Here is a 21,543-nt window from a genome sequence, read left to right on the forward strand (position 1 = left end):
AGACTAATTAAGAATAGCGGATGACGTTAGATGAGCTTTTCGCTTTAATAAACGAGTGTAAAAGGAGGTTAATGATGTCTGTAAACCATTATTATGAGTTGTGTCATAAAAGCATAAATAAAGAAGTTGTGATAAAAGATGTTCGTGGAACTGTCTACGAAGGTGTTATAGAAAAAGTTGATTATCAAAAAGTATATGTACGTCAATATGGCGGGGGAGTTTCACCGGCGGGGCCAGGAGGACCTGGGCTATTTCTTTTTGGACCTGCCTTTGGTGCTGGTGCGTTAGTAGGGATTGGTTTAGGTTCAATCGCTTCATTAGCATTTAGGCCATATCCTTATTATTGGTAAAAGGTGTGATCAAGGAGTGGCCTTCGTTTAAGTGTCACTCCTTTTTTAAAATTGGCTGAAATTTACTTGGGATGTGTACGTATGTTAAATAGACCGGTAGTGATTCAATTTGAGACGAATAGTTTGTTAATCAGAAATATAAACTTGAATGATAAAAAAGAGATTTATTCTATTTATTCAGACCCAGGAGTACTTAAATTTGATAATAGTTCTGGATTTAGCAACATCAAAGAAGCAGAAGATTTTATTAGACAAATCCTAAATCCACATCTGGATGATAATTCAATTAGGTGGGCAATTATTAATAAAGAAACAGGGAATCCAATTGGAACTTGTGGTTTTAGAAACTGGGACCGAGAGTCCAGGCATGCAGAAATAGGTGGGAATTTCATGAGCAAATATTGGGGAAAGGGATTTGCAACGGAACTGATACCTAAGATTGTGCAATACGGGTTTGATCATTTAAGGCTTAATAAAATCCATGCCTATACCCTTAGAAAAAACAAAGCGGTGCTAAAATTATTAGAGCGGTATCAATTTAAGAGAGAAGGTTATTTACGAGAGTATCAATTAGTAAATGGTAGATTTGAGGATGTAGTAATTTATGGGAAATTAAAAAGTGATGGGCATTTATAGAAAAGTTTACATGCCTATTCGTAGTGTTGTCAGTAATGAAACTCTGACAATTATAAACAAAGAGAGAGGGCATTGATCTATTTAATCAATGCCTACTCGTTTTATTCAATTATCTAAATCATCGATGGAGATAGCGATTATCTCGCCTGTGTAGGCATCGATATCCAGTTCCACTTCATTTTTATCAGTATCTAATTGAAGTTCATAGAGTAGATAACCATCATCTTCATCTAATTCAAGTTCAGTAATCGTACCTTTGAATTTTGCTAGGGCGATTTCCTTTGCTTTTTCAGCTGAGATTGGTGTGTTCTTAGTTGTGTTATCTTTCTTTGTAGTGTTATCGTCGACATCATCATCGTTGGTGTCTTTATTTTCATTAGTAGCTACATTGTTGTTATCAGTGTCATCATCTTTCTTCTTATTTTGATCATCACTGTTATCATCTTTTGTTGTACTACCAGTCTCTTTTTTTGTGTTTTTCCTGTCTTCTTCTAACTTTAATATCTCACCTGTGTTTGCGTCTATCGACAACTCATAATTGCGGTCAGATCCTTCAATGTCCACTTCATATACATAATTTTTACCATTTCGTTCTAATTCGATTTCAATTACTTCACCCGGAAATTGACTTTGGGCTTTCGTCATTGCTTCCTCTTCTGATAAATTAGCGGAAGCTGGTGAAGCCGATAATTGATAAATACCAGCAGCGCCACCAATAACTACTAGTGCACCCACAATTGAAATAAACGTTTTGTTTTTCATTTTTTTTCCTCCTAATTTTCACACGACCCTAATTTGGATTACGGATAGTGTATGAAAAACGTAAACTATCGTTTTAAACTAAAGGACGATGTCTGTTTTTCTTATTAGCTATAGCATAAGCAATTTTTATGAAGGAACGATGTGATTTAAATTAGAATTTGATGAGAAATCAATAATAGACTATTAATATGGAAGATGGATCGTGAAAACAGACCACTCTCCCTCGTTGCTTTTCACTTTTATATCTCCGCCATGAGCTCGAACAATATAGAGTGCAATCGATAAGCCAAGCCCAGTCCCGCCTGATTCTCTGTTTCTAGCTTTATCAGCTCGGTAAAAACGGTCGAATATATGCTCTTGTTCTGTTTCAGTTAACCCTTCACCAAAATCCTCGACCGATATTTGTATTTCTTGTTCAAACTGATCAATACTGATATTTATTTCTGAATCACTATACTTGCAGGCGTTATCGATCAATATATATAATGCCTGACTAATTTTTTCTTTATCAGCACTATGTTCAAGATTTTGAAGCTCAGTAAATAAGGTGATTTTTCGGTTGTAAGCAACTGATAAGGAGCGTATGATATCTTGTGTTAGGGCGATGAGATTAACTGATTCAAAAAGTAAATTCTCACGCTGTTGATTTTTAGCGAGTGAAAGCATTTGTTCTGTCATATGTTGCATTCTGTTTGATTCGGAGTTAATCGCTTGAACGGCTTCATCAAATATCTCAGGTTTTTCATTGCCCCAACGCTTTAGTAACTGAGCATAGCTTTTAATGATCGTGATTGGTGTTTTTAATTCATGGGATGCATCAGAAACAAATTGTTCTTGACGATTAAAGCTTTCGTTTAATCGGTCAATCATTTGATTATACGTATTACCCATTAAGTATAATTCATCTTTGGATCTGTTATGAATATCTATCTTTTTCCATTCACCATCCTTAGGGTTATCTGTCATCGAATGTGTCAGCTGTCTGATTGGCTTTATCACAAAGTTTCCTAGCCACCTACCAGCGATAAGTGCCGGTACAATCATAATTAGAGATGCAAAAACAAGCACAATGAAAAGTGTAGACATTGTTTCCTTTAAAGAGGTAAGGTGTTCTGCAACTTGCAGTGTCATCACTTGCCCATCATTCCATATCAAGGGTACAGAAATAATTGCATATCGAGTGCCAGAATCACCTTGAATTACTTGTTGTGATTGTTTTTTTACAAAGGTAAAAGGTAGGTTATAATACTCAACTTCTTTGGAAATTGATTCAATTACTTCATTTTGGTCATTAATGACTCGAATCATTCCATTTGACGGAATGTACGCTCTTAAAAATTGGTGTGGATCGGCGTCAATGTTTTCGTTTTCAGCTAATGCCTCCATTAAGGTGTTTGCTTGTGATTGAACACGTTCCACTTCAGCATCTAGTGATACTTTATAGAATAAAAAATAAATAGCCGTATTAATGAAGATAATGACTATTATCATGATAAGGCTCAGAAATACTTGGATTTTTGTTCGGAGCTTCATGATTTATTTTCCTTGATGGAGTAACCTACACCTCGAATAGTATGAATATATTGGTTTTCAAACGGTTTATCAACTTTCTGTCGTAAATACCGAATGTAGACGTCCACAACATTTGTGTCCCCAAAATAATCATATCCCCATACTTGTTCAATCAATTGTTCACGCTGTAATACCTGATTTTCATTTTTCATTAAGTAAACAAGCAAATCAAATTCACGTGGGGTTAATTCGATTGTCTGCTCACTTCGAATAACCTCCCTGGTTTGGATGTTTACAGAAAGGTCACCAATCGTTAATTGTTCCGTTTGGACGGTAGGACGACTACGTAGATGGACACGTATCCGGGCTAATAATTCTTCAATTTGGAATGGTTTTGTTATATAATCGTTTGCCCCTAAGTCTAATCCAGAAACCTTATCATGTACCTCATCACGCGCAGTTAATAGAAGTACCGGAGTAGATGTATCTTTGTTACGAACTCGTCTTAGAACTTCTAAACCACTTAGTCCAGGCAATAAAATGTCTAATAAAATGAGATCCCAGGACTGGTTTAGAATTTTTGTTAAAGCATCTTTTCCATTGTTGGCTATTTCTGTTTGATAGCCTTCATAGTCCAACTCCAATTGAATTACTCTTGCCAGCTTTTGTTCATCTTCAACAATTAGAATGTTGGGCATGTAAAAATCAACTCCTATTTTAATAGTAAAAGTGAGACTTTCTTTTGGATTAAATTACAAAAAAATCAATATTATGAAATAGACTAATATATAAAAATGTGAACTTAATTATTTAAATCACTCTAACAATATAATAACCTATATTCTAAGCTTTTAAAGGCATATTCTATTGAGATTCAGTAAATTGAATGGTATTTAATAAAATTAAAAGTAGTGAGAGTATAAATAGTCAGTTTTGATTGGGTTAATAAAAAAACAGCCTGCTCCTTTTTGAAAAAAGAAACAGGTTGCATCAGTTATTCTTTGAAATCGTCTTTGATTGCAGTAGCTTTTGTAACTGTTTCGTCCATTAACAATGAAAGTTGATGATTTCCAGTTGTTAAATTATCGACGGTCGCATTCATCTCTTCTAGGCTCGCTGATGTTTGTTCGATAATTGCTGCGAAGTCGTTGGTTGATTTCTCTACATCATTCGATTGTCCTTGTACTTTTTCAGCTAGTTGAGTAAAATTCTTTAGCCCGTCATTGAGTTCCTGCATGGTAGCAGATATTTTTTCGAAATATCCAGTAACATCATTTGTTGAAATAACTCCAAGTTTAATATTTTGTGTACTTTCGTCCATTTGGGTGATTGCTTGTTTATTGCTAGTATTTAATTCATCTAAGTTCTTGGTAATCTTTTCAGTTGTTTGACCAGTCAAGTCAGCGAGTTTTCTGATTTCATTCGCGACGACAGCAAATCCTTTTCCGGCGTCACCAGCTCTTGCTGCTTCAATCGACGCGTTTAGAGCTAGCAAGTTCGTTTGAGCCGTTATTTCTTTAATTGTTCCAGCGAATTTATTTGTTTCCGCTATTTTTTCCGTTAATATAGTGAAAGTATCATTTAAATCATTAATGACTTTTTCTAACGTTGTATTATTTTCATTTAGATCATTAATTTTCATTTTCCCATTCTTGGTTAATTCACTAGCGTTGCCAGAAGCCAGGTAGAGTTCAATTGATTTGCTATGTACCTCATCAATAGTAGACTTTGTTTCATTGGTGTTTTGTGATATTTCAGAGATTTGTTCGGATTGCGTTTGGCTGCCGACGGATACTTCATTAATTGCTGAAGCCATTTCATTTTGCGCAGTTAAGTTTGTCTGCAGATGATTATTTACCTCAGAGATACTAGTTATAATTGCATTTACATTTTGTTGTAATTGAAATTTTTGTGCTTCTTTACGTTTGGCTTCTATTTCAGACTTTTCGAGAACATCGATTAACTTTTTCGTTTGTTCTAAGGAAAGTCGAATTACTACATTAAATATTAGTCCAATCAACAGATAAATTAAAATTGTATAACTAAGAAGACTTTGGATTACTTCCTTATCAGCCGTTGCCAAAAAATGATTGGCTAAAATAACAACTATTCCTAAACCATACCCATAAAAGAATATTTTCCTATTCAGCTGAATGGCTGAATAAATTGTCAGAAATAATGAAATCAAAATAATGTTAATGCTGCTCCCATTGACGACTACGAATAGAAAATTAAAGGCATATGCAACAGTAATCAATAAATAAGGTAATATATTATGTTTCTTAAGCACTTTTTGGAAAATAAAATAAAGTAGTACTAAAAAAATCAAAGTTAAACCATAAAACATAAGTGTGAAATATTCCTGTTGAATAAAATTTAAAATAATTCCTCCAGCTAATGAGATTGCAATCGTCATCAACATTAACGTATTTTTTTTAATAGTATCGTGCAATTTCATGCTTTCAGCTAAATTCAAATCACATGCCCCCTCTTTTTTGAAAAAGTGTAAAACTTTGTCGTATATTCTGATTATATGGTTATATCCAAAAATTAACAATCAGTTTTGAGTAGAATATCAAGTTAAGTTTAGTATAAATTTCCGAAATTTTAATTTTTCCCGCGTTTTGTAATAGTTTTAGTTATTTTTGGAAAAATAAAAGCTAACTATTCATGTGGAGGTATTAATTTAAAAATGGAAACAAACCATCATCCAAATCTAACATCAGCAGAATTATCGTTTTTGTGGATGGCATACCAAAATAGCACTCTAATAGAGTGTACTACTTCCTATTTCCTAGAAACAGTTGAAGATGAAAATGTTCGTTCACTGTTAATTTATTCTTCAGATCTAGCTAGTAAACATGCCGAGCTATTAAGAGGAATTTATCGAGAAGAAAAACATCCAATCCCAATCGGTTTCACTGAACAAGATGTAAATTTACGTGCAAAAAGGTTATTTACAGATACGTTTATGCTTTTTTATCTTTCACACATTGGAACAATGGGATTAAACTCATATGGTGTTTCTTTGTCTATGTCAGCTAGAAAAGATATTCGTGAATTTTTTTCAGAAAGCTTATCTTCTTCAACGGAACTATTTAATCGTGTAACAGATGTTATGCAGAAAAAAGGTGTATTTATTCGTGCACCATATATTCCTTATCCGGAGCAAGTGGAATTCGTTCATAAGCAACATTTTCTATCTGGATGGTTAGGAGAACAACGTCCGCTGACATCGACTGAAATTTCATTTTTATTTAGCAACTTAGAAAGAAATGTTCTCGGAATGGCAATGCTAACTGGATTTAGTCAAGTAGCAAATTCAAAGAAATTAGCTCACTATTTTATTAGAGGTGCAGAGATTGCTAAGCACCATTGTGCTGTTTTTAGTAAATTTCTGGATGAAAGTAATATTATGACACCAATGACTTCCGATTCAACTCCAACACGCTCTAAGGAAGCCCCGTTTAGTGATAAATTAATGATGTTTCATACTGCTGCAGTCCAATCAGCGGGAATGGGTTTTTACGGAGCAAGTATGGCTGCTAGTCTAAGAAGAGATTTAGGAGCTTCGTATAGTCGGTTGATGGCAGAGGTTGCAGAGTACTCCGAAGATGGTGCTAACCTGATGATTGATAATGGCTGGATGGAAAAGCCGCCTACTGCACCAGATCGAAGGAACCTAGCAAATGATTAAAGGAATGTAGGTTGGGATCAGTAATGAACCTTATAAAAAATGAAGGTCAAGAGCAACAGCTCTTGACTTTCATTTTAATAATTTGATAATTCATTAACTGGCGCTTGAATGATAACTGGATTTTTTGCAGGATCTACCCATTTGAGGATAGAAACCATATTACCCTGTGAAACCCCAGTACAACCCAATGTATGACCTGTGGAAACATGAAGGAAAATAGCACTTCCTTCCCCTGGTACCTGACCGGTATTATAATTGATTACCAATCCATAGGTGTACGGACCAATATCCATATCCTCAGCACTAGACCACTGGTCTTGTGTTTCCTGTTTAGATTGCTATGTATTATATAACTGCGATTGTGGATCATCTACCCAAACATCGTCAGCTGTTATGTTTCTAAATGGAAGTTTTGTACCAGGATTTCCTTGCCGACCAAAAGCAGTTCCAATTGTGTACTTACCGCGCGGACTTTTTTGATCGCCTTCTACTTTATTTTTAGCAAAGCCTTTTTTGCCAATATGCCCTGATGTTGAGAGGATTCTGTCCCAAGAACCGCTAGCATTTCGCTCAAACGTTTGAATTTTTGCAGAGCTTGTCCCATAGTCATTCGAAGTAACTAATATTAATTGGTTATTCTTGCTTACTGTCTTAAGCTTGTCCGCATCATTTGTTTTTGGCTTAGCTGGAGGGTCCGTTTTTTCAGTCGATTCTGATTCGTCTTTTTCCTTTGACTCGTTATCCGTTGTTTTTTTATTTTTAGAAGCTGCTTTTTCGCTACTTGATTTAAGTTCAATTTTTTTATCTGATAGATACTTTCCATTTACAAAGCCTGTGAATTTTTCAGTTTGAACTTCAACCCATTCGGTTGGTGAACTACCTTCTACTGCTTCTATTGCTTGGTTCAAAGTGACTACCCCACTGACATCATAATTGGTACTTGGTCCTGCTCTCACATTTAACGAGGAGACTGATACATATTTTGTCGAAAGAGTTTTAACTGCTGTCTTTTCAGGTTTATCTTCTTTGTTTTGTGGATCAGGTGATTGTTCTTGATCTACTTCATCAATAGTATCATCTGTATTTTCAGTAGCTGTATCTTCTGACTTTTTTGCTATTAAATCAGATTCAGTTTCTGTTACTTCTGTTATCAGGGAATCCTGATTTGTTTTGACTTTTGTTTGAGCTTTTGATTGGTTATATATGTATCCGAAGCTAGACGCCGCGACAATGAAGATTAATAGACTTCCAATAATTAAAAATGATTTTCTCTTGTTCATCCAATCGTCCCCTCCACCTATTAGTAGGTAAATTATACCAGATGTTGTCACTTTAATAAATGTAACGCTGTCAATTACTTGATAGGGTAGAAGTTTGATAAGTGTGACATATTTTGGAATTAAGAGCATGGCCAGTGGATGGCAATCATGTATTACATGCGAAAAAATACTGACTGGAAAATAGTTTGTTTAGATAGAAGAGCTAAGTGACCTGTTAGCACCTCTGAACAGGTCGATTCACATTTTGTGTTAGAAATGTGATAACCTTACAAGGAGACGAGCTAATTAGTTTATTTCTAAATAAAAGCTTTATTGACAGCGCTGCCAATTTTGGGTTTAATAGTTTCAATGACTGAACTAGCATTTAAAGGAGGACTATCTAAAATGGAAAAAAAGATAAAATGGGGGATACTAGGTACAGGCGGAATAGCGAAAAAATTTGCCGAGGATTTGTCGTATGCCAGTAATGCTGATCGAATTGCAGTAGGTTCAAGAACAAAAAATAGCGCTAAAGAGTTTGCTGAAAGATATGGGATTGAACGTGCATATGGTAGCTATCAGGAATTAGCAGAGGACAAAGATGTAGATGCAATCTATGTAGCGACACCGCATCCTTTTCATAAAGAGAATGTAATGGCTTGTCTTCGAGCAGGTAAAGCTGTTCTTTGCGAAAAACCATTTACTGTTAGAGCAGAAGAACTTGAGGAACTTATTGATTTTGCTAAAGATAAAAAGCTGTTCCTTATGGAAGCAATGTGGACAAGGTTCCTTCCTCCGATTGTTAAGGTTAGAGAGTGGATTAACAATGGTAAAATAGGAGAAGTACGTTTAGTAAAAGCAGATTTTGGATTCCGGGCACCGTGGAATCCAGAGTGGAGACTACTAAACCCTGATCTTGGTGGGGGAGCACTGCTTGATGCTGGTATCTATCCAGTTTCCTTTGCATCGATGATTCTAGGTGCAAAACCAGAGAAAATAACAAGCACAGCTCATATTGGGGAAACTGGTGTTGATGAAGAATTCTCTATTATTATGTCATACCCAGGTGGTAAAACAGCATCTTTAAATGGTGCAGTTCGACTTAACCTAACCAATGAAGCATATATACTTGGAACAGAAGGCTATATTCACATTCCTAGTTTTCATTCTGCTAAGTCTGCATCATTATATATTGGTAAAGAGAAAGTAGAAACGTTTATCGATGACCGAGAATCAACCGGCTATGCTTTTGAAGCAGAAGAAGTAGGGCGAGCCTTGAGTGAGGGACTAAAAGAAAGCTCCGTTATGCCTCTTAATGAATCGTTGGAAATTATGAAACTAATGGATGAAGTACGAGGACAGTGGGGACTTAAATATCCATTTGAATAAATAGAAATGCCTGTTATTTGTCTTAGGAAGACAAGTGACAGGTGTTTTTAGTTTCGTTTAAAAGATGTTTCTAATCGTTAGTGGGGAGAAAAAAAGGAATCTAGCTTAATGGATAGAAACGACTGTATCAATAAAAAAGAACTTGTCCCTATTTATATATGCCTTATGAATAGGGGCAAGTTTTCTTTATACTACAATCGCTATGCTAATCTTCACCTAAAATCACTCTAAAAATATGGGGGTTTTTGATAGCTTTGGTAGAGTTGTTTCTCATCTTCTCTTGTAAAGTGTTCGTGTAAATTGTAAAATGGACCGTTTTCAATTGTTTCTTTGGATAAATCAACAACTACTTTTTGATCAATCCAAGAGATATTCTTGATCCAATCAATTGATAATAGCACGAATTTTCCTGGGAGAAAGTTTTTTGTTTCAACAATGAAATAGCGCAGCTTCCAGTTATAATCATCAACAAGAAAGTCTGTCACATGTCCAATTTCACCATTAGTAGCTTGAATGGTGTAGCCACCTAAATCACCTGAAATTTCGTCAACACTACGCAACTTTGTACTTTCTTGCTGTTCTTTGGCAAGTTCTTCTCCAGTTTGACCTGTCTTCATTAACTCTGCGGGAGTTGCAAAACCGCCCCACATCTTTTCGTTATCAAGATAGCTCCAGTAATAAGGCCACTCAAAGTAGGTATTCAGGCTAGATTCTTGTTGTCTGGAAACAGGTTGATTTTCGTCGATATTAGGACTATTTTTGATACTATCTTTCGACTCGAAAATAGTCACTGTTGAATTTTGATAGTCCACATAATCAAAAGAAATAGGAGAGACTAATACCTTTCTTCCTGGCAACCATTTTTTCGTATCCACAACAAGGTAACGTACCACCCAACTATCTTCATCAAAATAAATATCTTTCACTTTTCCTAATTTGTCATCTGTTGCTTGCACTTTAAAATCTTGTATTCGATTTGTGAAATGTAACATTCAACTACCTCCTCAAATAGTTATCCTGTTATTTTTCTTTTACCGGTTATCGTTAGTTTTAAACATAAGGTTTTTATGCAACGGGGAATGCCAAGTCGATGTCAAGTGCATTTAACCATGTTGCGCATGGCGGTAAACTACTTGTTAAGGAGAATATTAGCTTCAAAGATCCGGAGTTTCATAAAAAAGAACTGACTTTAATGGGTAGTCGAAACGCGACAAAAGAAGACTTTCAGGTGGTAATTGAAACAATCAAAAGCGGACAGATAAATGCCGAATCGTATATCACCCACAGAACCAGCTTTGATCAAATGACCGAGGTGTACGAAAGCTGGTATAACCCAGAAGAGAAAGTTATTAAGGCAATTGTGACCTTATGAGGAGCTTGATATAGAGATTGGGAAATAGAACAACAGAAAAAAACAATCGAGCGACCATAGCTGCGGTTGCTCGATTGTTTACTTGTAGTCCAGGAAATTATAAAATGGTCTGCTATGGATAATTAATTACTAAGTTAGCCACGTCCAGCTCCAGCTCCAGCGCCTAGCCGGAAATAAGCGGTTTTCTTATTTCGAATGGACCCGCCTGAGGTCTTAAGACAAGCCTCTCTGTGACAAAAAGCGTCACGTCGAGGCTTGTCTTAAGCTTGTCGGGGCTAACAAGGCGCCCTTATCTTTTCTTGTATTATTTAACTTTAATCACAATTTTACCTTTGGCATGATGTGTTTCGCTCAGTCCATGTGCTTCTCGGAGTTGCTCAGCAGTAAAAGTGAATACATGTCCAACTTGGGGTTTTACAATTTCTTTTTCTAAGAGATCTCCAAGCGTGCTTAGTTGTTCACCATTTGGAGTTAGCCAATATGACATCGCATCGACGCCGTGTTTTTTAGCTAAATCCTGGTCAGGTTGCCCCGCGATTGTCACAAGTTTACCTCCGTGTTTTAGCACTTGAAAGCCTTTTTCTAACACTTCTCCACCCATGGTATCAAGGACAACATCAAAGTCTTTCAATACCTCTTCAAATTTCTCGGTTTGGTAGTTAATGAATTGATCGGCGCCAAGTTGTTTTACATATGCTTCATTGGTTTCACTTGCTGTTGTGGCAACGTATGCCCCTAAATGCTTGGCCATTTGAATAGCTAAACTACCTACACCGCCAGCACCGGCCTGTATTAATACTTTATCGCCTTTTTTTACCTCAGTTTTATCAACGAGACATTGCCATGCAGTAAGTCCTGCGAGTGGAATGGAAGCAGCTTCTTCGTAAGAAAGGTTTTTTGGCTTTTTTGCTAGTAAGTTTTCATCGACAGTGGTGTACTCCGCATATGTTCCGTCAGCTGTTGTATCTGGACGAGCGAAAACCTCGTCGCCGACAGCAAAGTTTTTCACGTCTTTACCAGTCTCGACAATTATTCCTGCGACATCCCAACCTAAAATAATTGGAAATGAAAAATCAAGCATAGCCTTCAAATAACCTTCTCTTAGTTTCCAGTCGATAGGGTTAATAGAAGTAGCATGGACCTCCACTAATACTTGGTTATCATTAATCTCCGGTTTTGGTACGTCTTGCTCCTGTAGGGCTTCTTTGCCACCATACTCATTTATAACAATTGCTTTCATCACTTGATGCTCCTTTAATCATATTGATTTTAGTATGACCAAGTCTAGTAAATGCAAATCAAAAAATCAAAGAATAAGCTTGTAGAACTTAGCATTGAAAAAGTGGTTTTCGTTAGTGATAGTTGGCGATAGCTATAAAATAATAATGTATTCACGATGTCATTTGAGGAGATATATCCAAAATGTGTCGGAGAAGCATTGGTATATATAAATTTACTCGATAACTTTAGCAGTCGCGCTCAATCAGGGCTTATTTGCAAAGGCCTATAACATAGGAACTGGTTCTAATTGGAGTATTTCGATTAAGGTTACATAACTTGTTTATATTATTAAAATAGATAAGTCGATTTTGTCAAAAAAAGGAGTATTTAGTAGAAGTATAAGATGTTTTAAAATTTTGTTGACTTGTTCTTTATAAAGAATTAGAATGAAGATTATTAAGGACGTTAGCATCTCTATATATTCTTCGTAGTTAAAAAGTAAGACTACAATGCAAAAGAAAATTTAAATGTAATTATTGTTCTTTATAATGAATAAAATGTAGAGGTAGTGTAAATAAAATCGAGTTTTTTAAAAAAAGGTGATTAACGTGAGTAAATTGAGTAAGGATTTTATTCAAGATAATAGAAAGGTTAGAGAGATAAATTTAAAGGAGTACTATGATTTATTTAGAAAAAGATTGTGGATAATTCTTTTAATCACTACTCTGACAACGTTAGCAGGTTATTTTTATGACAGCCAAAATAACTATGTTCCATTATATGAAACTTCAACAAGAGTTATTATCGGACCAGAAGCAGAGTCAATGGTAACTTTAATGGTAATGATTAAAGATCCAATCATTTTGGAAAAGGTAATACAAGAGTTAGAACTAACAAGAACTTCGGATGTTTTAGCAGAACAAATCGATGTAACGAGAATTGATGAATCAAGTGTAATCAGTATTTCAGTTATCGATGAGGATCCCGTTTTAGCAATGAATATTGCAAATGCAACATCAAAAATATTTAAACAAGAAATTGTAGGGATTTTAAATTTCAATGGAGTACAACTATTATCAGAAGCAAAAGAAAACTCACTTCCAATCAATGAGCCATCAAGAGGAGTAACTCTTTTTGCTGCAATATTTGGAATTATTGTTAGTGTAGGATTTGTGTTTTTATTGGAATCGTTAGATGGAACTGTTAAGAAGGAACGAGATGTTGAGGAAGTACTTGGAGTACCAGTACTTGGGGTGATTTCAAATATGAATAAGAGAAAATTCATCCTAAAAAAACAAAAACACCAGCAAAAGCAGGAGTCGGAGATAAGGGGTGAAACAATTGGCATTGAATAAAAGGAGTCAAGTGAAAAATTTTAAGAAAAAGAATCTCGTGACCTATTCAAACCCAGATTCAGCGATTTCAGATCAATTTCAAACAATTAAAACAAATATAAAATTTTTGACAGAAAAAAGAAATAATCAAATCTTTTTAATAACATCTCCAGGAATAGGAGAAGGTAAATCGACTATAACTGCCAATTTATCTGTGTCTATGGCTCAACAAAAAGAAAGAATTTTACTAATTGACGCTAATCTCAGAGACCCTATTATTCATACTGTCTTTAAGCTCTCAAATGAGACTGGATTAACAGATGTACTACATAATAAAACATTACTTAATCAAGCAATTAACAACACTGGAATTGGAAACTTAGACATCTTGACTAGCGGCAATTATTCCCCTAATCCTGCAGAATTAATAGGTCATGAATGGATGAGAGAAATATTGAAACAATTAGCAGATTCATACGATATGATATTGATTGATGGTCCTAGTGTTTTAAAATGGACAGAAACAAGAATATTAGCAAATCTGAGTCATAGTGTAGTACTTGCAGTAGCGCGAGGAAAAACAGGAATGGAAAAAGCAGAAGAGGCTAGGAAAGTCTTAGAATTAGCACATGCTAATTTAGTTGGAGCAATTATTATCGAGAAATAAAAGGGATTTTTTTGATTCTATCGTTCGTTATTAAGAATAATTTATTCGTTGGTCTTGGTGATGTCTACTTATCAATAACAATGTAGGCAATCGGTCATGCTGTGGGTTGGAGTCAACCTTAGACGCGTTCGTTGTCGATAGTGTGATGTGAGGATGGGTTAAATGCCCATAATTTTTTATTTTTAAGTGCTTATTTATGTGGCTTTTAAATAGGACATGTAAATAAACACTTAACTATTTTTCCGAGATAAAAGGGGATTATTGAAAAAAAGACTATAGAAAGGGGGAAGTACATGACTTACCGCCAGCGGTTGTCATTATTTATCATTCTTGATTCAGTTATTGTAATTACCGCCATTTTTATTAGTAGATTTCTTGTAAATGCTAGCATTCACGTGATTACTATTCCACTAATTGTTAGTTCGATTATCATTCTACTGAGTCATCATTCTTTTTCAGTCATGTATAAGTTATACAAAAAGGCCTGGGAGTATGCCAGCGTAGGTGAGTTAGTCATTATTACTAAGATTGTCAGTTTTTCAATGCTTATCGCGCTGGTATTTCAACAAGCTTTGTTTCAGGAAACACAATTTAGGCTACTAGCCGTCACCTGGTTACTTCATATGTTGTTTATAGGTGGTTCAAGGTTTGTCCTAAGAATGTACCGCGATTCGATTATTAATAAATCTATCAGCCAAAAAAGAACCCTTATTATTGGTGCAGGTGCAGCTGGAACAATGGTGGCTAGACAATTACTAAAGAATAATGAGGGTCTGTTACCAATTGCATTTGTCGATGACAACATACGTAAGCATCATTTGGATATCATGGGGATTCCAGTTACTGGCGGAGTTAATGTTATTGAGCAGGTAGTACTTGATTACAACATTGAAAATATAATTATCTCGATACCATCGCTAAGTAAAAAAGAGTTGAACGTTATTTTTAGAGAGTGTGCCAAAACAAAAGCAAAAACGCAAATCATGCCAATGTTGGAAGACTTGGTTACGGGTAAGGTCTCTGTTAGCCAATTTCGTGATGTTCAAGTTGAAGACTTGTTAGGAAGAGATCCGGTTAACATGGATATAGAAAAAATATCTGAATATGTAACCGATAAAGTTATCTTAGTTACTGGTGCTGGTGGTTCAATAGGCTCGGAGATTTCAAGACAAATTGCTGTTTTTAAACCACAGACATTGATTTTACTTGGACATGGAGAAAATAGTATTTATTCGATTGAAATGGAATTAAAGGATAAATTCAAAGATTCACAGGTTGAGTTTATTACAGAAATAGCCGACTTACAAGACCAGGACAAAATGTTGAAGATTATGAGTGAGCATAAACCAGATGTAGTTTATCATGCCGCTGCTCATAAACATGTGCCATTAATGGAACGAAATCCTGAAGAGGCTGTTAAAAACAATTTAATTGGTACGATGAATGCAGCAAAAGCTGCTGACCAGTATGGTGTAAAAACTTTTGTAATGATTTCTACTGATAAAGCCGTAAATCCAACAAGTGTCATGGGAGCAACAAAGAAGTTAGCAGAGATGGTTGTTCAAGGTATGGGTAAGTATAGCAACACCAAGTTTGTTGCAGTCCGGTTTGGAAATGTATTAGGAAGTAGAGGTAGTGTCATCCCGATATTTAAGAAACAAATTGAAAAAGGTGGGCCAGTGACAGTCACTCATCCAGACATGTTGCGTTATTTTATGACAATACCCGAGGCTTCAAGGCTAGTCATCCAAGCAGGTGCACTTGCTAAAGGTGGCGAAGTATTTGTTTTAGATATGGGAGAACCAGTGAAAATTGTTGACTTAGCAATGAATTTAATTAAGTTATCTGGTTATTCTGTAGAGGAAATTGGCATTGAGTTTACAGGAATGAGACCAGGAGAAAAATTATTTGAGGAATTATTAAAGGAAAACGAAGTACAACAAGAACATATTTATCCAAAAATTCACATTGGCAAAACCGCAGAGTTATATTTAGAAGAAATTGAAGAACTAATAAACAACTATGCTAACTTCGATAAGGTCTCGCTTAGAAATTATTTATTAGACTTAGCTAATGGAAAAGTAACAAAAAGACAAAAGCCAATTATGTCAGCATCAAGTTAGAAAGGGGTGTAAATCAATGAAAGTGAAAAAAGCAATCATACCAGCTGCCGGCCTTGGTACTAGATTTCTTCCGGCAACGAAAGCAATGCCGAAAGAGATGCTACCAATTGTTGATAAGCCGACCATTCAGTACATAGTTGAAGAGGCAATTGAGTCAGGTATTGAAGATATAATTATCGTAACCGGTAAAGGGAAAAGAGCGATTGAAGACCATTTTGATAACTCATTTGAGCTAGAACAAAACCTGTTTAACAAAGGAAAATTCGATTTATTAAGTGAAGTACAAAAGTCTTCGAAGCTAGTCGATATTCATTATATCCGGCAAAAGGAACCGAAAGGATTGGGTCACGCAATTTGGTGTGCCCGCAAATTTATCGGAGCTGAACCCTTTGCAGTGCTTTTAGGAGATGACATTGTGAGGTCCCAAACTCCATGTCTAAAGCAACTGATTGATCAATATAACCGCTACAATGCGACGATTTTAGGAGTGCAAACCGTTAAGGAAAGTGAAGTTTCGAGATACGGTATTGTCGGTGGAAGTATGATCTCTGATCGGTTATATAACGTACACAATCTTGTAGAAAAACCTAAACAAGAAGATGCTCCTTCAAATTTAGCAATTTTAGGACGCTATATTCTAAGTTCTAGTATTTTTAACATATTGGAAAGCCAAAAGCCTGGCACTGGTGATGAAATACAATTAACAGATGCCATTGCTGAACTTAATAAACAGGAAGCGGTATATGCTTACGATTTTGAAGGGCGCAGGTATGATGTTGGAGAAAAAATGGGTTTTATCAAGACGACAATTGACTTAGCGCTAGAACGAGAAGATTTACGCAAGGATTTATTGGAATATCTTTCTACTATAGTAGAGAAAGAGTTAATGAGATAGATAGGTGAAAAACATGGCCAATAAAATACTGTTTTGTGCCACAGTTGACTACCATTTTAAAGCATTTCATTTGCCATATATGGAATGGTTGAAAAATCAAGGTTGGCAGGTTGACGTCGCAGCATCGGGAAAGATTGATTTACCCTATACAGACAATAAGTATGATATACCGATTAGGCGCTCGCCATTTAATAAAATTAACCTGCGTGCTTATCAAAAATTGAAAAATGTTATCGATAAAGGAGACTATTCGATTATTCATTGCCATACACCAATGGGAGGTGTGTTAACCCGTCTGGCAGCAAGAGATGCTAGAAAACAGGGAGCAAAAGTAATATACACAGCTCACGGATTTCATTTTTGTAAGGGTGCACCGCTGATCAGTTGGCTTGTCTATTATCCGATTGAAAAGTACCTGTCCAAAGTAACAGACACGCTAATCACGATTAATATCGAAGATTATCGTTTTGCACAAAAGCATATGTCTAAAGCTAAAAAGATTGAACATGTACATGGTGTTGGTGTTGATACAGAACGTTTTAAGCCAATTACAGAAAATAATAAAAGCGAAATGAAAAAGTCATTCGGTTATGGACCTGATGACTTTTTATTGTTTTATGCAGCAGAATTTAATAAAAATAAAAATCAACAATTTCTGCTAGAATCATTAGCCTTGATTAAAGATGATGTTCCGAATGCTCATCTTGTTCTAGCTGGTGAGGGTCAATTACTAGAGCGTTGTCGCTTACTATCGTCAAATCTTGGAATAAGTCATATGGTTACTTTTTTAGGATTTCGAAATGATATTCAACAAATCCTTCCAATGTGTGATATTGGTGTTGCATCAAGCCTTCGTGAAGGATTGCCAGTCAATATAATGGAAGCAATGAGTTGTGCCTTACCAGTTGTAGCTGTTGACAATAGGGGGCATAGGGAACTCGTACAAAATAATAAAAATGGTTGGACCGTTGCGAGCGATGATACAAAACGATTTGCTAATAAAATAAAAACGCTCGCAAATGTACCAGATTTAAAGAATAAACTTGGAGCAAACGGCAGGGAGATAATTTTGAAAAGATATAGTACGAGGAAAGTATTGATTGAAAAAAGTAGAATTTACAGAATATATATGAATAGAGAGGAGGTTACGGAATGGGCAACCCATTGAGAGTACTTCATGTTGTAGTCAATATGAACCGAGGTGGAGCTGAAACTTTACTAATGAATCTATATCGTAATATCGATCGTTCGAAGGTTCAATTCGACTTCTTAACTTGTAAAGAAGGTGTTTTTGATTCGGAAATCACTGCAATGGGAGGGGAAATTTTCAGAATTCCTTACATCTCAGAGGTTGGTCATTTGGGATACAAACAACACTTGGATCAATTCTTTAAATCAAATAACCAATACAAGATTGTTCACTCACATATGGATAAAATGAGTGGGTTTGTTCTTTTGGCTGCCAAGAAAGCAAATATACCAGTCAGAATAGCACATAGTCACAATACGAGAAGTGAGGGTGGTTTGGCATCAAAGTTATATAAATGGTATGCAGGTCAATATATTAGATACAACGCCTCGCATTTCTTTGCATGTTCAACAAAGGCTTCAAAATGGTTGTTTGGAAACAATTCAACGGAAGCATATATTTTAAAAAACGGAATTGAAACCGATCAGTTTCATTTTTCTCTAACTGCTCGTGAAAAAATCAGGAACGAGTTAACTATTGAAAAAGACACAATCGTTTTGGGGCATGTAGGAAGATTCTCTCATCAAAAGAATCACTTATTCTTGTTGGATATTCTCGCAGGTATGGTCAAGAAAATACCGAACGTTGTCTTGGTGCTAGTTGGTGATGGACCATTGAAACAAAAGGTGAAAGAAAGAATAAAAGAGTTAAAACTAGATAAGAAAGTGAAGTTGTTGGGAATAAGAGACGATATTCATCTGTTGCTTCAATCCTTCGATGTTTTCATTTTCCCTTCCTTTCATGAGGGGTTGCCAGTTACATTGATCGAGGCCCAAGGAGCTGGATTACCATGCATTATTTCTGATTCAATCACGGACGAAGTGGATATGGACGTTGGTCTAGTTAGCTATCTACCAATAACAGATCAAAACTTATGGATCCAAAAGATTACACAGTTAGCGAAGGCGAGACAGACCAGAAAGTCATCGAGTAAATCCCTGACGCTCAAAGGGTATGACATCAAGAAAACAGCAGAGCGGTCACAGTTATCTTATCTATCGTTAGGAGATAAAGTGATATGAAGAAACTGACTGTATTCACTCCTACTTATAATCGTGCTTATTGTCTTGATAACTGTTATGAAAGTTTAAAACGTCAATCATGCAAAGACTTTGTTTGGTTAATTATTGATGATGGTTCTACAGATGATACAGAAGCTCTCGTTGATGGCTGGATAATCGAAGGCGTTATCGAAATACTCTATCTGAAGCAAAGAAATCAAGGGATGCACGGGGCGCACAACACGGCCTTTGAGCTTATCGATACCGAATTAAATATTTGTATTGATTCGGATGATTATATGCCAGGTGATGCAGTTGAAAAAATTCTCGCATTTTGGAATGCTTTTGGGAATGAAAATGTGAGTGGAATCATTGGACTTGATTCCTATACAGATGGCCGAATTATTGGTACAGAACTTCCTAATAGTTTGAGAGAGTCCACTTTGTTTGATCTATATCAGAAGCATGGTGTAACAGGTGATAAGAAGCTCGTTTACCGAACTGAACTAACAAAAAAGTACCCATATCCCATTTTCACGGGTGAAAAATACGTTGGGCTTGCCTACAAATACCACATGTTAGATCGAGATTATCAAATGTTGCTAATGAATGAAGTTTTATGTTGTGTTGAATATCTTAATGATGGCTCATCGTTAAATATGCTAAATCAATATCGAAATAATCCACAAGGGTTTGCTTTTTATCGTAGAGAGTTGATGAAGTTACCATTCGCGAATGTTTTGTTTAAATACAGGCAAGCAATCCATTATGTATCTAGTAGTTTAATAAGTAAAAACTGGTTGTTTTTAAAAGAGGCACCAAAGAAAGTTTTAACTATCCTAGCATTGCCACTCGGAATCCTGTTATATGTTTATGTTACAACAAAATCAAGAGTTGTTTAAGATTATAAAAGAGCGAATGGTTCATGTTTTTATATCGAAAGGAAATTTACTATGACTCTCCTCTGGGTAAATCTTTTTTTAGTTTTTATATTTGCATTTTTTGCAAGATACGCTGCAACTCCTAGATTGACCATTAATGCAGCTGTTCCGATTAAACCAAATAAAGTTCTTATTTTTGGAGCGTTAGTATCTTTGGTTGCAATATCTGGCCTCAGGTCAAGTATTGGAGACACTGGAGCCTATAAACGTATTTATGTGATAAATGATTTTTCCTGGGAGTTTATTCAGTCTCAGGGTGATATAGGCTTTGGAATTCTACAGATGCTATTAAAGAATTACGTATCCGATGATCCTCAAATACTAATTTTCACTACAGCATTAATTACAAATTTGTTAGTGGTAATCGTATTGTATAACTATTCTAGAATGATTGATTTAAGCTTGTATGTGTATATTACCGGAGGACTATTTTTAGTGTCGATGAATGGAATTAGGCAAGTACTAGCCGCTGCAATTCTTTTCATCGGTACGAAGTATTTAATAGAAGGTAATTTCTTTAAGTATTCACTGATTGTTGTATTAGCCTCTTTCATTCATCAGAGTGCACTTATATTGTTACCAATTTATTTCTTAGTCAGATTAAAAGCTTGGTCAAAAGCTACTGTAGCTCTTGTGATTTTTTCATTTTTTATTGCATTAGGATTTGATCGGTTTTCAGTATTGTTGTTTTCTGCAATTGAGGGTAGTCAATATGGAGGGTATCAGGATTTTAATGAAGGTGGCGCTAGTATTTTAAGGGTAGTTGTAGATGCTGTTCCGATTGTAATTGCATATTTAGGAAGAAATAAGCTTAAAAAAATTTGGCCTGATAGTGATTACATAGTCAATATGGCATTAGTAGGGATGGTATTTATGATTATTGCTACACAGAATTGGATATTTGCTAGGTTTTCAATTTACTTTGATTTATATCAGTTAATTTTAATCTCTTGGATTATTAAGATATTCAGAGAAAAGGACCAAAAGCTGATTTATTTAGTCATCATAGTTTGTTACTTTGCTTATTATTTTTATGAGAATGTGATTACTTTAAACATTAATTATAGAAGTGATTACTTCATTTGGTAGTCAGTAAACTTATAATTTTGGATGTTTTAATTTTTGAAAGGAGGAA

At 35.5% G+C, this 21,543-nt stretch carries 21 protein-coding genes; 13 read left to right on the forward strand and 8 right to left on the reverse strand.

Going from position 1 to position 21,543, the window contains the following annotated elements:
* Positions 1 to 74 precede the first annotated feature (74 nt).
* On the forward strand, positions 75 to 350 hold the full coding sequence (locus tag LD272_RS18435; protein ID WP_226038082.1) for a hypothetical protein: 276 nt from the start codon (positions 75 to 77) through the stop codon (positions 348 to 350).
* Positions 351 to 431: 81 nt separating this feature from the next.
* A complete protein-coding gene (locus LD272_RS18440; RefSeq protein WP_226038083.1) occupies positions 432 to 986 on the forward strand; it encodes a GNAT family N-acetyltransferase in 555 nt (184 codons plus the stop codon).
* A gap of 105 nt (positions 987 to 1,091) precedes the next feature.
* Here the strand turns inward: LD272_RS18440 and LD272_RS18445 are convergent, their stop codons facing one another.
* The 4 genes from LD272_RS18445 to LD272_RS18460 all read right to left on the reverse strand — a co-directional run bounded on the left by LD272_RS18445 (position 1,092) and on the right by LD272_RS18460 (position 5,736).
* A complete protein-coding gene (locus LD272_RS18445; protein WP_226038084.1) occupies positions 1,092 to 1,748 on the reverse strand; it encodes a PepSY domain-containing protein in 657 nt (218 codons plus the stop codon).
* A 183-nt stretch (positions 1,749 to 1,931) separates the two neighbouring features.
* Positions 1,932 to 3,281 (reverse strand): HAMP domain-containing sensor histidine kinase, encoded by a 1,350-nt coding sequence (locus LD272_RS18450; protein ID WP_226038085.1) that lies wholly within the window; start codon positions 3,279 to 3,281, stop codon positions 1,932 to 1,934.
* On the reverse strand, positions 3,278 to 3,958 hold the full coding sequence (locus LD272_RS18455; protein ID WP_226038086.1) for a response regulator transcription factor: 681 nt from the start codon (positions 3,956 to 3,958) through the stop codon (positions 3,278 to 3,280). The genes LD272_RS18450 and LD272_RS18455 overlap by 4 nt, the downstream gene beginning before the upstream one ends.
* A 296-nt stretch (positions 3,959 to 4,254) precedes the next feature.
* The gene (locus LD272_RS18460; protein ID WP_226038087.1) at positions 4,255 to 5,736 is read right to left on the reverse strand and encodes a methyl-accepting chemotaxis protein; all 1,482 of its coding nucleotides are present in this window, start codon (positions 5,734 to 5,736) and stop codon (positions 4,255 to 4,257) included.
* Positions 5,737 to 5,952: 216 nt separating this feature from the next.
* Here LD272_RS18460 and LD272_RS18465 point away from each other — a divergent pair, with 216 nt between their 5' ends.
* Positions 5,953 to 6,957 (forward strand): DUF3231 family protein, encoded by a 1,005-nt coding sequence (locus tag LD272_RS18465; RefSeq protein WP_226038088.1) that lies wholly within the window; start codon positions 5,953 to 5,955, stop codon positions 6,955 to 6,957.
* A 74-nt stretch (positions 6,958 to 7,031) separates the two neighbouring features.
* Here the strand turns inward: LD272_RS18465 and LD272_RS18470 are convergent, their stop codons facing one another.
* Both LD272_RS18470 and LD272_RS18475 read right to left on the reverse strand, forming a co-directional pair.
* A complete protein-coding gene (locus LD272_RS18470) occupies positions 7,032 to 7,250 on the reverse strand; it encodes a hypothetical protein (protein WP_226038089.1) in 219 nt (72 codons plus the stop codon).
* 45 nt (positions 7,251 to 7,295) lie between these two features.
* A complete protein-coding gene (locus LD272_RS18475) occupies positions 7,296 to 8,237 on the reverse strand; it encodes an SH3 domain-containing protein (protein ID WP_226038090.1) in 942 nt (313 codons plus the stop codon).
* A gap of 384 nt (positions 8,238 to 8,621) precedes the next feature.
* On the opposite strand from LD272_RS18475, the gene LD272_RS18480 reads away from it, so the two are divergent.
* Complete coding sequence (locus LD272_RS18480) at positions 8,622 to 9,605, forward strand: Gfo/Idh/MocA family protein (protein ID WP_226038091.1); 984 nt, start codon at positions 8,622 to 8,624, stop codon at positions 9,603 to 9,605.
* Between the two features lie 227 nt (positions 9,606 to 9,832).
* On the opposite strand, the gene LD272_RS18485 is transcribed toward LD272_RS18480, so the two are convergent.
* Positions 9,833 to 10,597, reverse strand: coding sequence for a PRC-barrel domain-containing protein (locus tag LD272_RS18485; RefSeq protein ID WP_226038092.1), 765 nt, complete (start codon positions 10,595 to 10,597; stop codon positions 9,833 to 9,835).
* 98 nt (positions 10,598 to 10,695) lie between these two features.
* Between LD272_RS18485 and LD272_RS18490 the strand changes: the two genes are divergently transcribed.
* The gene (locus tag LD272_RS18490; protein ID WP_226038093.1) at positions 10,696 to 10,977 is read left to right on the forward strand and encodes an MDR/zinc-dependent alcohol dehydrogenase-like family protein; all 282 of its coding nucleotides are present in this window, start codon (positions 10,696 to 10,698) and stop codon (positions 10,975 to 10,977) included.
* Positions 10,978 to 11,281: 304 nt separating this feature from the next.
* On the opposite strand, the gene LD272_RS18495 is transcribed toward LD272_RS18490, so the two are convergent.
* A complete protein-coding gene (locus LD272_RS18495) occupies positions 11,282 to 12,217 on the reverse strand; it encodes an NADP-dependent oxidoreductase (RefSeq protein WP_226038094.1) in 936 nt (311 codons plus the stop codon).
* A gap of 589 nt (positions 12,218 to 12,806) precedes the next feature.
* Between LD272_RS18495 and LD272_RS18505 the strand changes: the two genes are divergently transcribed.
* From LD272_RS18505 to LD272_RS18540, 8 genes are all read left to right on the forward strand, one after another.
* A complete protein-coding gene (locus LD272_RS18505) occupies positions 12,807 to 13,553 on the forward strand; it encodes a YveK family protein (RefSeq protein WP_226038095.1) in 747 nt (248 codons plus the stop codon).
* Positions 13,540 to 14,199, forward strand: coding sequence for a CpsD/CapB family tyrosine-protein kinase (locus tag LD272_RS18510; protein ID WP_226038096.1), 660 nt, complete (start codon positions 13,540 to 13,542; stop codon positions 14,197 to 14,199). The genes LD272_RS18505 and LD272_RS18510 overlap by 14 nt, the downstream gene beginning before the upstream one ends.
* Positions 14,200 to 14,492: 293 nt before the next feature.
* Complete coding sequence (locus LD272_RS18515; RefSeq protein ID WP_226038097.1) at positions 14,493 to 16,322, forward strand: polysaccharide biosynthesis protein; 1,830 nt, start codon at positions 14,493 to 14,495, stop codon at positions 16,320 to 16,322.
* A 16-nt stretch (positions 16,323 to 16,338) separates the two neighbouring features.
* Positions 16,339 to 17,217, forward strand: coding sequence for a UTP--glucose-1-phosphate uridylyltransferase GalU (galU, locus tag LD272_RS18520; protein ID WP_226038098.1), 879 nt, complete (start codon positions 16,339 to 16,341; stop codon positions 17,215 to 17,217).
* Between the two features lie 13 nt (positions 17,218 to 17,230).
* Positions 17,231 to 18,385: a glycosyltransferase family 4 protein gene (locus LD272_RS18525; protein ID WP_226038099.1), complete on the forward strand. Its 1,155-nt coding sequence runs from the start codon at positions 17,231 to 17,233 to the stop codon at positions 18,383 to 18,385.
* Positions 18,370 to 19,488: a glycosyltransferase family 1 protein gene (locus LD272_RS18530; RefSeq protein WP_226038100.1), complete on the forward strand. Its 1,119-nt coding sequence runs from the start codon at positions 18,370 to 18,372 to the stop codon at positions 19,486 to 19,488. Before LD272_RS18525 ends, LD272_RS18530 begins: the two co-directional genes overlap by 16 nt.
* Positions 19,485 to 20,369 carry a glycosyltransferase family 2 protein gene (locus LD272_RS18535; protein ID WP_226038101.1) on the forward strand — a complete coding sequence of 295 codons (885 nt, stop codon included), beginning with the start codon at positions 19,485 to 19,487 and terminating at the stop codon, positions 20,367 to 20,369. Before LD272_RS18530 ends, LD272_RS18535 begins: the two co-directional genes overlap by 4 nt.
* Before the next feature lie 51 nt (positions 20,370 to 20,420).
* A complete protein-coding gene (locus tag LD272_RS18540; RefSeq protein ID WP_226038102.1) occupies positions 20,421 to 21,497 on the forward strand; it encodes an EpsG family protein in 1,077 nt (358 codons plus the stop codon).
* The last annotated feature ends 46 nt before the right edge of the window (positions 21,498 to 21,543 follow it).

The organism is Aquibacillus saliphilus (assembly GCF_020404745.1).
In the GTDB taxonomy this organism is placed as follows: Bacteria; Bacillota; Bacilli; order Bacillales; family Amphibacillaceae; genus Aquibacillus; species Aquibacillus saliphilus.